Origin of the sequence: Pseudomonas fluorescens (assembly GCF_005938625.1) — a bacterium.
GTDB classification, from domain to species: Bacteria; Pseudomonadota; Gammaproteobacteria; order Pseudomonadales; family Pseudomonadaceae; genus Aquipseudomonas; species Aquipseudomonas fluorescens_BD.
In genome coordinates this window covers 1-12,717 of the sequence record NZ_VCNJ01000115.1, presented here as the reverse complement: position 1 = coordinate 12,717, position 12,717 = coordinate 1, and the positions used below count along the sequence as shown (strand labels likewise).

Here is a 12,717-nt window from a genome sequence, read left to right as displayed (position 1 = left end):
GCACCTCCTGACCATAATTGATACCTGTAAACCATGTCCCCGGTCTCAAACGTAAAGGATGTACCCGGTCTTTACCCACCCTAACCCTCTCCCGGGGGGAGAGGGGACTGATTGGGGGATGCTCAAGATGTACGCCGACCTGAACGCTCTCTACTGAATCCATAATCGACTGGCTATTTCAGGTCGATATAAAACGCCAGACACCCTCAGGGAGAGGGGACTGATTGGGGGGATGCTTGAGAAATACGCCGACCTGCAAGCTCTCTATTGAATCCATATTCGCTGCAAATCGCTCAGGTCGATCATTTTCGCAAGACACTTCGGTCAGTCCCCTCTACCTCTGGGAGAGGGTTAGGGTGAGGGCAACTCCCGATCACACCGCCGGAAAATGAATCCTGAACGCCGCCCCACCCATCGGCGAATCCCCCAGCGCGAGTTTGGCGTTGTAGCTTTCGATAATGTCCTTGACCACCGCCAACCCGATCCCCTGCCCCGGATGCTGGGCATCCAGTCGCTCGCCACGCTCGAGAATCCGCGCACGCTGATCCGGTGGTACGCCCGGGCCGTCATCTTCGACGCACAGTTCAATCCCGGCCAGGGTCTCGCGCACGCTGATACGCACTTCGCCCAGACACAGGCGATAAGCGTTTTCCAGCAAGTTGCCCATCATCTCCAGCAACGCACCCTGCTCGATCGGCACATAACAATGCTCCGGCAGATCGAACGCCACCCGCACATGTTTATCGCGGTAAACCTTGTCCAGCGTGTCGCACAAACTTTTCAGCACCGGTTGCAGTCGCACTTGGTGCCGCACCAGACCGCTTTTACGCAAGCTGGCCCGTTGCAGTTGATAGCTGATCTGCTGGCTCATGCGTTCGATCTGGCTTTGCAGCACCCAGGCCTGATCGCGTTCTTCGGGACGTTGAGCCATGTCCTCGCTGACGCCCTGCAACACCGCCAACGGCGTTTTCAAGCTGTGCGCCAGATCATCGAGAGAATCGCGATAACGACTGCGCTGCTGGCGCTCGCTATGCAGCAAACGGTTGAGCGAGCCGGTCAGGCGCAGCAGTTCGCGCGGATGTTGTTCAGTCAGACTTTCACGGGTGCCGCCCTCGATTTCGTCGAGTTCCTGACTGAGCCGGCGCAAGGCTTTGAGGCCCCATGTCAGGCCGATCCACAACAGTGCCAACAGCACGAGTAACGCGGCGCCGAAGCCCAGATAGAGATTTTCACGCAGGCCTTCGAGGGTGGTTTCGTACTCGCGCACGGGTTGCAGGGCAACGATGCTGAACGCCGCGCTTTTGCCACCGAGCAGTTTGACTTCAACGTCGTAGACGAAGAATTCCTGACCATTGGTTTCGCGGATCCGCGCGAACTCGTTACCGAGTCCGTCGTAGCGCGGTTTGTAGTTGATCTGCTCTTCCTGGGTAGCTTTCGAGCGCCAGACCAGGTGCCCTTCGCGGTCGTAGATGTAGCCGAGCAAACGGAAGTCGGTGAGATTGAAGCGCTCATCCGGCAATTGATTGGGCATCACCAGCCGACCGTTTTCGATGCGCGCGGCAGAGATCAGCGTGGTCACGTCCGAAGCCAGGCGCTGCTCGATCGAGTCTTGCAACGCCAGGCTGAACGCGCCTTGCATCGCCGGCAGCAAGGCGAGCATGAACAACACCGCCAACGTGGTGGCGGCGAGCATCAAGCGAACGCGAAGAGAACGAATCAAGTGCAGCGCTCATTGAACAGGTAGCCGAGACCGCGCACGGTGTCGATCGGTTTGAACCCGGCCGGGCCTTCGAGCTTGCGGCGCAGACGGCCGACCAGCACTTCGATGACATTCGGATCGCGCTCGTCGTCGTCCGGGTAGAGCTGTTCCATCAAGCGATCCTTGGGCACCACTTGCTGGTGGTGACGCATGAGGTATTCAAGGATGCGGTATTCGTAAGCGGTCAGCGCCAGAGGCTGCTCGTCGAGGGTCGCCTGCTTGCGATTGAGGTCGAGCAGCAGCGGCCCGGCGACGATGGTCGACTGGGTGAAACCGCTGGAGCGGCGCAGCAAGGCATTCAAACGCGCGTCGAGTTCTTCGAACTGGAACGGCTTGACCACGTAATCGTCGGCGCCAGCGGCGAGGCCTTCGACCTTGTCCTGCCAGTTGCCGCGCGCGGTGAGGATCAGGATCGGGAAGGTCTTGCCCCCCGCGCGCAACTGGCGGATCAGGTCGAGCCCGCCCATGCCCGGCAGGCCGAGATCGATCACGGCCAGGTCGAAGTTGAACTGTCCGGTCTGGTACAGCGCCTCTTCGGCATTGGCCACGGACTCGACCACGTGACCGCTCTCCGTCAGGCGAGTTTGCAGGTGATGACGCAACAGCGCTTCATCTTCGACGACCAACAGTTTCATGACCTTCTCCTAATCACTTGAAATCTCCACAACCACCTGTGGGAGCGAGCTTGCTCGCGAAGGCGGTTATTCAGTCAACGAGGTGTTGAATGAAACATCGCTTTCGCGAGCAAGCTCGCTCCCACAGGGTTCCAAGGCGATTCGCTCCTTAGAAATTGTAGTTGGCCGACAGATAAGTCTGGGCGCTGCTGGTCAAGTCCAGCGAGCCTTGCTTGCTGCCGCCGCTCTCTTTCATTTCAGTGCTGGCGTTGCTGCGCAGGTAACGGTAACCGAGTTCGACCGAGGTGTTCTGCGAGACTTGCTGCAACACACCGAACTGGCCGCCAACCGCATAACCGATGTCACTGTCGCGGCTGTAGCTCGGCGAATCCTGAGTCAGCTTGGTCAAACCTGCCGTCGCACCACCGAACAGCTTGGTGCTGCCGCCCACCGGATAGAACAGATCGTAGCTGCCCAGCAGATTTTCCTGGCGCAGTTTAATGCCATTGTGCGAACCCGACACGTTGTCGTAGGTGGCGTAGTAGCGACCCTGGCTGTTTTGCTGACCGAGGCGTACGCCGTAGGTATTGTTGCCGTCGATCGCGCCAGTGGCATTCGGGTGATCAAGGTTGTTGTTCAGCGAATTGGATTTGTTGATCTTGTCACTGGTCTGGCCGAAGGTCAGGCCGGCGAAGTTCGAAGTGGTGTCGGCCTGGGCCGCGATACTGGCGCTCATTACGGTCAATGCCAGCAACAGTTTGTTAAAACGAGTCATGGGTATTTCCTCTTTCACAGTGCTGTTTGGGTATGGCGCAAGGTTACTGACCTTCCCCTGTACCGCCCCTGAACCGTCTCTGAACCCGACCTGAACCAAATGAACTAGGCTGATTTGAACTTTTATTGTCAGGAGACCCGACCATGCGCCTGTTCCTTGCCCTCACTTTACTGGCCGTCAGCAGCCTCACTCAGGCTGCGATCAAGACTGAAGAAATCCCCTATCAGAGCGCCGACGGCACGAAACTGATCGGCTACTACGCTTATGACGACGCCATCAAAGGCAAACGCCCGGGCGTCGTCGTGGTGCACGAATGGTGGGGCCTGAACGATTACGCCAAACGCCGCGCACGCGATCTCGCCGCACTCGGCTACAGCGCGTTGGCGATCGATATGTACGGCGAAGGCAAGAACACCGAGCACCCGAAAGACGCGATGGCGTTCATGCAGGCGGCGACCCAGGATGCGGCGGCTTCCAGCAAGCGCTTCGAGGCCGGGCTGAATTTGCTGAAGAAGCAGCCGCAGACCGACGTCAACAAAATCGCCGCCATCGGTTACTGCTTCGGCGGCGGCGTGGTGCTCAACGCCGCGCGGCAAGGTGAGCCATTGGCGGGTGTGGTGAGTTTCCACGGTGCACTGGCGACCAAGACCCCAGCGACGCCCGGCAGTGTGAAGGCGAAGATTCTGGTCGAGCACGGCGCGCTGGACAGCATGGTCACGCCGGACAATGTCACCGCGTTCAAGGCGGAAATGGACAAGGCTGGGGCTGACTATAAATTTGTCAGCCTGGAGGGCGCCAAGCATGGCTTCACCAATCCGGATGCCGATCGCTTGAGCCATGGCGAGCACGGTGGCCCGGACATTGGTTACAACAAGGCCGCGGATGAAAAGTCCTGGGCGGACATGAAAGCGTTCTTCCAGAAAATATTTAGCTAACCCGCCGGCACCTGATCGTTCCCACGCGCAGCAAAGGAATGCAGCCCGGGACGCTCTGCGTCCCAAAGCGGACGCAGAGCGTCCATTGAGGCATTCCCATGCAGAGCGTGGGAACGATCATCTCGACCTTGCCTCGACTAACCGGCAAAATGCCCGCCATGAATCTCACCCCCGCCCTCCCCGCCTGCTGCACCGCACTCGACAGCCACTGGCCGTTGCCGACGGTGTTGCCCGACACCGTGCTGCTCAGCACTCACTTCGATCCGGCTCAATTGCTTGGCGATGACTTTCGCCGTAGCGCCATTGAGCCGCCGCCGAGCATTCAGCGCTCGGTGGCCAAACGTCAGGCGGAATTTCTCGCCGGGCGGATTTGCGCCCGCGCGGCGTTGCAGCAACTGGAAGGCAGCAGCGTGGTGCCGGCGATTGGTGAAGACCGCGCGCCGATATGGCCCGCGCATATTTGCGGCTCGATCACTCACAGCACCGGCCGTGCTGCGGCAATTGTCGCCAACAAGCAACACTGGCGCGGTTTGGGCATGGATCTGGAAAACCTGCTGAACACCGAACGCGCCGAGCGCCTGGCCGGGGAGATTCTGACGCCACCTGAAATGCAACGCATGAAGGCCGCCTCGCGAGATCAGTTGGCGTTGTGGGTGACGCTGACGTTTTCGGTGAAAGAAAGCTTGTTCAAGGCGCTGTATCCGATCGTGCAGCAGCGCTTTTATTTCGAGCATGCTGAAGTGCTGGAGTGGACTGAGGCGGGTCAGGCTCGATTGCGTTTGTTGACGGACTTGTCGGCCGAGTGGCACAACGGCACTGAACTGGAGGCGCAGTTCGGGGTGCAGGATGGGCAGTTATTGAGTCTGGTCAGCATCAAGGCCTGAAATCTTTCGGTGCCTGCAAGGGCCTCTTCGCGAGCAAACTCGCTCCCACAGGAAATCGCATTTCAAATGTGGGAGCGAGCTTGCTCGCGAAGGCGGCATCGCGGCCACCACAAGAATTACCGACGCTCCTGATTCCTCGGCCAACTCAGGCTGAAACACGCCCCACCTAGACTCTTGCTCTTGCCAATAATCGCCCGGCCGTCATGCCAGTGAATGATCCGCCGCACAATCGATAACCCCAGACCGTGCCCACCCGACGCCCGCGTGCGGCTGTCATCCAGACGCAGGAACGGCGTAAAAATCCGCTCCCACGCCACTTCCGGCACGCCCGGGCCGTCATCCTCGACGTCGACGCGGCAGCGCAATTGCCCGACCTGATAACTCACCGTCACGTTCGAACGGGCATGGCGCATCGCGTTGCTCACCAGATTCTGCAATGCGCGGTGCAGATAACGCGGCTCGGCCTCCACCCAGGCATCGTCGTTATCAGCGGCGGAGAGGCACAAACCACGCTGCACGGTGACCTCGGCGCGCAACGGCGCCAGTTCCTCGATCACCTGATTGACCAGTGCATCCAGATCAATACGCTGGAAGGTCAGCGCCGGTGAACCTTGTTCCAGCCGCGCATAGGTGAGCATTTCATCGACCAGCTTATCGAGGTCTTCAATGTCGTGATCCATGCCTTCGCGGTACTTCTCCAGCGCTTGCGGCGTGGTCGCCGAGCCGATCATTTCCAGACCGAAACGCAGGCGCGCCACCGGCGTGCGCAGCTCGTGGGACACCGCGCGCACCAGTTCTCGCTGGATCGCCAGCAACTGTTGCAAGTGCTCGGCCATACCGTTGAACGCTGACGCCAGGCGCCCCACCGAGTCGGCACCGCGCGCCGGCACACGGGTTTCCAGGCTGCCCTTGGCAATCCGCGTGGCCGCTGCTTCAAGGCCGCGCAAACGGCGTTCGAGCTGACGCACCAACAGATAAACAATGAGGCCGATCAGAGTCAGGCCGAGCGCAGCGATCAGCACCAGCCATTCCGGCGGGTACGGGTTCATCTGATACAGCGGGCCGATCTCCAGCACCCACGGCGTACCGACCATGCCGGCAAACACGCGGATCGAATCGCCGCCCTTGCCCAGCGCCATCACCGTGTCGCCTTCGGCCACGCGGCGGCTCTGGTCTTCGTCCATGTCGGCGTCATTCACCGTGACCAGGCGCAGATCGAAACCGAAACCCTTTTCTTCCTTTATCTGCGCGAGGCGCTTGGGCTGCTCGCCGACCGGTACGCGCACCAGTTCATCGGCCAACAGGTAAATGGTCGCGCGGGCCAGTTGCTCGCTGATCTGCTGCACTTCCCCCACCAGCACAAGCTGCTCTTTGTCGCTGACCATTCGATAGACCTTCGCCGCGTGCGGGCCGGTCTGCTCGACCAGCGCCTGACCACGCTGCACGCGGGTGCGCTGGGACAGGTCAAGATCGGTCTCGGCAAACTTCTTCAGTGCCAGCGGAATCCCCAGCAACCGCTCCCACACCAACAACGCACGATGGCGCTCGGTTTCATTCATCGGTTGCAGGTTGTCGGCCATCAGCGAGAACGTGCCGTGGGCCAGACGCTCGCGGTACTGCTCGCTGCGTACCTGATTGAGCAGGTTCAGCGCCAGCACGCCGAGCACCGCCACCAGAATCAGCGCTGCGCACATGCCGCCGTAGATGCGCAGGAAGATCGAGTTCACAGCGGCAGGTCTACGCAGGCTTCCGGGACGAACAGGTAGCCTTTGCTGCGAATGGTCTTGATCAGCCGTGGGTGGTCGGGGTCATCGCCGATTTTCGGGCGGATCCGCGAGATGCGCACATCGATCGAGCGGTCCTGGCCGTCGTAGCCGATGCCGCGCAGTGCGGTGAAGATTTCCTCGCGGGACAGAATTCGCCCGGCGTTGGACACCAGCAGCCAGAGCAGATCGAATTCGGCGCTGGTCAGTTCGATACCATTGTCACTCAGCCATGCCTCGCGCAAGGCGTCGTCAACCACCAACGGGCCAAATTGCAGACGACGGGATTTCTCGGCGACCGGTTCAGGCGTGTCACTACGGCGCAGCAACGCCTGGATGCGCGCCAGCAACAGACGTGGCCGCACCGGTTTGCAGACGTAATCGTCGGCACCGAGGTCGAGCCCCTGGATCTGATCGGCATCGTCGGTGCGCGCGGTGAGCATCAGAATCGGCCCGTCATACTGATTGCGCACTTTGCGGCAGATGCTCAGGCCATCCTCGCCGGGCAGCATCAGGTCAAGGATCACCAGATCCGGCTGCTCCTTGATGATCCGTGCCGCCGCCAGCGCACCGTTACCTTCGATGTCCACGCGCAGTCCATTGGCTTGCAGGTAGTCGCGCGTCAGTTCGGCCAGTCGCTGGTCATCCTCGACGATCAATACCTGAAAGGCTTGTTGCTCCACCGGTGACCTCTGCTTTCTATTGTTATTGATAAAAGGAAGGCGATTGCCCAGACACACAATCCCCTGTAGGAGCTGTCGAGTGAAACGAGGCTGCGATCTTTTGATTTTGTTTTTTCAAGATCAAAAGATCGCAGCCTTCGGCAGCTCCTACAGGAATCCTCTCGTGTTTTTGTCATGTTTGGGGAGGATAAGAATGCCTGTGCATGGGCCGATTGTATAAACGGCGTACAGCCAGAACACAAGTCGGTAAATGCGTTCGGAGAAGGCAGTTTTTTGTGATAGGGTTCGCGCCCTTAAAAAACCGCTGAAGCGTTTTTCCCGGTGAAAAAACGGAGACAAACGGTCTAGCTCAGCAGGTTCGCGGCCTACACGCTCGTTCCTCGTTTCACACACAATTTACGCACAGGTTTATCCACAGGTAGTACGTTGCAACACCCCTCAAAACGCATTATCTTGTAGCACGGCGAAAAAAAACCCCTACATATAGGGTTTTTGACTTAAACGCCCAACCACATTTCAGACCTGAAACTCAAGCGATTTATTGCCGGTTTCCGGTTGAACCAAGCAAGTTTTTCAAAGCCCAAACCGCACTTGCGGATGGCACCGTTTTTTACCTCGCAGCGGCGAGAACGGTACGGGTGTTGCAGTCATTACTGTCACCTGGGAAGGAATCCGGTTCGAGCCCTGGCTCGTAGCCAAAAACTTCGGCAAGGATGCGGCTTCATCAGCCTTTTTTCCTACTGTCCCGAAGTTGTTATACCCGACGCCCGTCGGCTGTAGTGCTTCTGGACAGAACGGTGGGCACCATGATGGTGCCCAAACAAACATAGAGAATGTGGAGACCACCCCCCATGCAAACCGACACAACTCGCGAGAACCCGCAGGGCACCTTGCCGCAGGCCGCTGATTCGAATTCGGATCTGGCAGCCACCGCGCCTGGCCAACTGCGCGTGATCAAGCGCAATGGCACTGTCGTTCCTTACACCGATGACAAGATCACCGTCGCTATCACCAAAGCGTTCCTCGCAGTTGAAGGCGGCACCGCTGCTGCTTCGTCGCGAATCCATGACACTGTTGCGCGCCTGACCGAACAAGTCACCGCGACCTTCAAGCGTCGCATGCCATCGGGCGGCACCATCCACATCGAAGAAATCCAGGACCAGGTCGAACTGGCCCTGATGCGTGCCGGTGAGCAGAAAGTCGCTCGCGACTACGTGATCTACCGTGACGGTCGTTCGAAAGAACGTGCTGCCCACGCGCCGGCCGAAGAAGCGGTCAACGCTCACCCGTCGATCCGCATCACCCGCGCTGACGGCAGCCTGGCGCCGCTGGACATGGGCCGCCTGAACACCATCGTCACCGAGGCCTGCGAAGGTCTGGAAGAAGTCGACGGCGACCTGATTCAGCGCGAAACCCTGAAAAACCTCTACGACGGCGTGGCTCTGACCGACGTCAACACCGCTCTGGTGATGACCGCCCGTACGCTGGTTGAGCGCGAGCCGAACTACTCGTTCGTGACCGCCCGCCTGCTGATGGACACCTTGCGTGCCGAAGGTCTGGGTTTCCTCGGTGTGGCCGAAAGCGCCACCCACCACGAAATGGTCGACCTGTACGCCAAGGCGCTGCCGGCTTACATCGCCAAAGGTATCGAGTTCGAACTGCTGAACCCTGTGCTGGCCTCCTTCGACCTGGAAAAACTGGGCAAGGCGATCAACCACGAGCGTGATCAGCAATTCACCTACCTGGGCCTGCAAACCCTGTACGACCGTTATTTCATCCACAAGGATGGCGTGCGTTTCGAACTGCCGCAGATCTTCTTCATGCGCGTGGCCATGGGCCTGGCGATCGAAGAGAAGCAGAAAGAAGACCGCGCGATCGAGTTCTACAACCTGCTGTCGTCCTTCGACTACATGTCGTCGACCCCGACCCTGTTCAACGCCGGCACCCTGCGTCCACAGCTGTCGAGCTGCTACCTGACCACCGTGCCGGATGACCTGTCGGGCATCTACCACGCGATCCACGACAACGCCATGTTGTCGAAATTTGCTGGCGGTCTGGGCAACGACTGGACGCCGGTGCGTGCACTGGGTTCGTACATCAAGGGCACCAACGGCAAGTCGCAAGGCGTGGTTCCGTTCCTGAAAGTGGTGAACGACACCGCCGTCGCCGTTAACCAGGGTGGCAAGCGCAAAGGCGCTGTGTGTGCCTACCTGGAAACCTGGCACATGGACATCGAAGAGTTCATCGAGCTGCGCAAGAACACCGGTGATGATCGTCGTCGTACCCACGACATGAACACTGCCAACTGGATCCCTGACCTGTTCATGAAGCGTGTCTTCGATGACGGCAAGTGGACCCTGTTCTCGCCATCCGAAGTGCCGGACCTGCACGACCTGACCGGTAAAGCTTTCGAAGAGCGTTACGAGTACTACGAAGCCCTGACCGAATACCCAGGCAAGGTCAAACTGTTCAAGACCATCCAGGCTAAAGACCTGTGGCGCAAAATGCTCTCCATGCTGTTTGAAACCGGCCACCCTTGGCTGACCTTCAAAGACCCGTGCAACCTGCGCAGCCCGCAGCAGCACGTCGGCGTGGTTCACAGCTCGAACCTGTGCACCGAGATCACCTTGAACACCAACAAGGACGAGATTGCCGTTTGCAACCTGGGCTCGATCAACCTGCCGAACCACATCGTCAACGGCAAGCTGGACACCGCCAAGCTGGAACGCACCGTGAACACCGCTGTTCGCATGCTCGATAACGTTATCGACATCAACTACTACTCGGTGCCACAAGCGAAGAACTCCAACTTCAAGCACCGTCCAGTCGGTCTGGGCATCATGGGCTTCCAGGACGCTTTGTACCTGCAGCACATTCCTTACGGTTCCGACGCTGCCGTCGAGTTCGCCGACAAGTCGATGGAAGCGGTCAGCTACTACGCGATCCAGGCGTCCTGCGACCTGGCTGACGAGCGCGGCGCTTACGAGACGTTCCAGGGTTCGCTGTGGTCCAAAGGCATCCTGCCGCTGGATTCGCAACAGATCCTGATCGAGCAGCGTGGCCAGAAGTACATCGACGTTGACCTGAACGAATCCCTGGACTGGGCACCGGTTCGCGCCCGTGTGCAGAAAGGCATTCGTAACTCCAACATCATGGCCATCGCACCGACCGCGACCATCGCCAACATCACTGGCGTATCGCAGTCGATCGAACCGACCTACCAGAACCTGTATGTGAAATCGAACCTGTCGGGCGAATTCACCGTGATCAACCCGTACCTGGTTCGCGACCTGAAAGCTCGCGGTCTGTGGGACTCGGTCATGATCAACGACCTGAAGTACTACGACGGTTCGGTTCAGCAGATCGAGCGCATCCCGCAAGAACTCAAAGAGCTCTACGCGACCGCGTTCGAAGTGGACACCAAGTGGATCGTTGACGCCGCCAGCCGTCGTCAGAAGTGGATCGACCAGGCCCAGTCGCTGAACCTGTACATCGCCGGCGCCTCGGGCAAGAAGCTCGACGTGACCTACCGCATGGCCTGGTACCGTGGTCTGAAAACCACTTACTACCTCCGTGCCCTGGCCGCGACCAGCACCGAGAAGTCGACCATCAACACCGGCAAGCTGAACGCTGTTTCCAGCGGCGGCAACCACGGCGACGATTCGGTTCTGGCTGCTCCTGCCGGTCCTGCTCCAGTGCCAAAGGCTTGCGCGATCGACGAGCCGGATTGCGAAGCTTGCCAATAAGCTGAGCTGAATCAGGCGTTGCGAGACGCCTGATACTCTCCGGGCAAAAGAAACCCCCGACAGACTTCTGGTGTGTCGGGGGTTTTCTTTTGTCTGGAGTAAAAATCGAAGTAAAAAAAACGGCGAAACCTGAATGCAGGCTTCGCCGTTTTTATTCGTACAACGGCTTTTGTCAGACCGCGAATGACTCGGTCATTGCCTGCCCTACGACAGGAATGGTGAAGGATTGACCGTTGTTGGTGTAGAACGTTTCGATGGTATTCCCGCCCTTGTACCAGTCCTTCAGGAACACACCGGAATCCAGGTTGCCGCTTTGCAGATCGGCGGCATTGAAGATGTAGGCGCCAAGGTCGTTCTGGACAATCCGCACATCACTGACACTCTGAATGTTCTTGAGGGTGACAGTGTCGATCCCGGATGTGCCTGTGTCCTGGATGCCTACCATGGTTTTCGAGAACACAATATAGGCGTCACCGCTCTCTCCGCCCAAGGCATCACCCGATCCGCGCAAGTTCAACGTATCAACACCTGCACCACCCTGGAGTTCATAGCCATAACCGGTACCCGTCAAGGTATCGTTACCGTCACCACCATAGGCAATTCCTGCCGACACGGTGATGTTGTCGTTGCCAGATTCACCATAAAGAATGCTGCCGGCATCGTCATCGGCACTGCGCATGGTGTCATTGCCGTTACCACCGTAAAGCGTATCGGCCTGGACGCCGCTAATAGTCAGTGGTCCGAATGCACCGGTATCAGTGGCGGTGCCGCCATAGATAAAGTCATCCCCCTCACCACCATAGATGAGGTCGTTACCCGCCCCGCCCTCAAGCTTGTTCGAGTAGGCGTTGCCAGTCAGCGTGTCATTGAATGCCGATCCCATCAGGTTATCGATGTTAATCAGCACGTCACCTTGAGCGTCGCCGCCTGCGGCAGTGCCCTCCAGCAAATTGATCTGAACGCTGCCAGTGCTGGTCAAGTACCAGGCGCCATCACCTCGACCAACACCCGTCAGCAGATCGGCGCCAGCGCCACCGACAAAATTCTCCGCCGCAGCGGCACTGCCCGTAAAGCTGTCGGCCTGTGTCGTACCCTGGAATACTTCGATCGACGTATAGATATCGCCGGCGGCCGCGCCAGTCAAAACAGGTGCGCCCAGATCCAGGGTGACACCGCCAGCTTCGTCGGCAAAGCTCACCATGTCCATACCGAAACCACCGTCGAATCGGTTGATGCCCGCATCCCCGACAAACGCATCACTGAAGTCAGAACCCAAGATCGCTTCGATACTGCTGTAAACATCGCCGGCGGCAATTCCGGTGTGTATCCCGGTTTTGGTATTGAGGGTCACGCCCTTGTCGGCATCGCCATAACTGACCGTATCAAAACCCTCTCCACCGATGAGTTGGTCTGCTCCTGCGCCACCGAACAACGTGTCATTGCCAGCCCCACCCGTGATGATGTTGTCCGAGGCATTGCCACGAGCAATGAAGTTGCCGGTACCGGTGAAAGTCAGACGCTCGACTTCACTGGCCAAGGTGATGGTGTTCAGTGTGGT

Annotated in this window: 9 protein-coding genes; 3 read left to right on the top strand and 6 right to left on the bottom strand. The window is 58.8% G+C overall.

The genetic code is table 11. The features are described 5' to 3' along the window. Positions 1-373: 373 nt before the first annotated feature. The 3 genes from FGA82_RS31850 to FGA82_RS31840 form a co-directional block, all read right to left on the bottom strand. Positions 374-1,720 carry an ATP-binding protein gene (locus FGA82_RS31850; protein ID WP_016987433.1) on the bottom strand — a complete coding sequence of 449 codons (1,347 nt, stop codon included), beginning with the start codon at positions 1,718-1,720 and terminating at the stop codon, positions 374-376. Beyond that, entirely contained in the window at positions 1,717-2,394 is a 678-nt protein-coding gene (locus tag FGA82_RS31845) for a response regulator transcription factor (RefSeq protein WP_016987432.1), read from the bottom strand. The genes FGA82_RS31850 and FGA82_RS31845 overlap by 4 nt, the downstream gene beginning before the upstream one ends. A 148-nt stretch (positions 2,395-2,542) precedes the next feature. Then, positions 2,543-3,148 carry a membrane protein gene (locus FGA82_RS31840; RefSeq protein WP_038367429.1) on the bottom strand — a complete coding sequence of 202 codons (606 nt, stop codon included), beginning with the start codon at positions 3,146-3,148 and terminating at the stop codon, positions 2,543-2,545. Positions 3,149-3,291: 143 nt separating this feature from the next. Between FGA82_RS31840 and FGA82_RS31835 the strand changes: the two genes are divergently transcribed. Beyond that, complete coding sequence (locus FGA82_RS31835; RefSeq protein WP_141130139.1) at positions 3,292-4,083, top strand: dienelactone hydrolase family protein; 792 nt, start codon at positions 3,292-3,294, stop codon at positions 4,081-4,083. A gap of 158 nt (positions 4,084-4,241) precedes the next feature. Beyond that, complete coding sequence (locus FGA82_RS31830) at positions 4,242-4,967, top strand: 4'-phosphopantetheinyl transferase family protein (RefSeq protein WP_141130138.1); 726 nt, start codon at positions 4,242-4,244, stop codon at positions 4,965-4,967. A gap of 116 nt (positions 4,968-5,083) precedes the next feature. Here FGA82_RS31830 and FGA82_RS31825 read toward each other — a convergent pair whose 3' ends face one another. Both FGA82_RS31825 and FGA82_RS31820 read right to left on the bottom strand, forming a co-directional pair. Next, positions 5,084-6,694, bottom strand: coding sequence for an ATP-binding protein (locus tag FGA82_RS31825; protein ID WP_141130137.1), 1,611 nt, complete (start codon positions 6,692-6,694; stop codon positions 5,084-5,086). After that, positions 6,691-7,413, bottom strand: coding sequence for a response regulator (locus tag FGA82_RS31820; protein WP_007917532.1), 723 nt, complete (start codon positions 7,411-7,413; stop codon positions 6,691-6,693). The genes FGA82_RS31825 and FGA82_RS31820 overlap by 4 nt, the downstream gene beginning before the upstream one ends. An 851-nt stretch (positions 7,414-8,264) precedes the next feature. On the opposite strand from FGA82_RS31820, the gene FGA82_RS31815 reads away from it, so the two are divergent. Next, positions 8,265-11,159, top strand: a complete 2,895-nt coding sequence (locus FGA82_RS31815) for a ribonucleoside-diphosphate reductase subunit alpha (RefSeq protein ID WP_141130136.1) — start codon at positions 8,265-8,267, stop codon at positions 11,157-11,159. A gap of 172 nt (positions 11,160-11,331) precedes the next feature. Here FGA82_RS31815 and FGA82_RS31810 read toward each other — a convergent pair. Beyond that, on the bottom strand, positions 11,332-12,717 hold a 1,386-nt coding region (locus FGA82_RS31810; RefSeq protein WP_141130135.1), incomplete at its 5' end, for a calcium-binding protein.

Excerpts from the sequence above, each read along its gene's own strand:
- FGA82_RS31845 (WP_016987432.1), bottom strand. The coding sequence starts at position 2,394 with ATGAAACTGTTGGTCGTCGAAGATGAAGCGCTGTTGCGTCATCACCTG.
- FGA82_RS31840 (WP_038367429.1), bottom strand. The coding sequence starts at position 3,148 with ATGACTCGTTTTAACAAACTGTTGCTGGCATTGACCGTAATGAGCGCC.
- FGA82_RS31835 (WP_141130139.1), top strand. The coding sequence starts at position 3,292 with ATGCGCCTGTTCCTTGCCCTCACTTTACTGGCCGTCAGCAGCCTCACT.
- FGA82_RS31830 (WP_141130138.1), top strand. The coding sequence starts at position 4,242 with ATGAATCTCACCCCCGCCCTCCCCGCCTGCTGCACCGCACTCGACAGC.
- FGA82_RS31815 (WP_141130136.1), top strand. The coding sequence starts at position 8,265 with ATGCAAACCGACACAACTCGCGAGAACCCGCAGGGCACCTTGCCGCAG.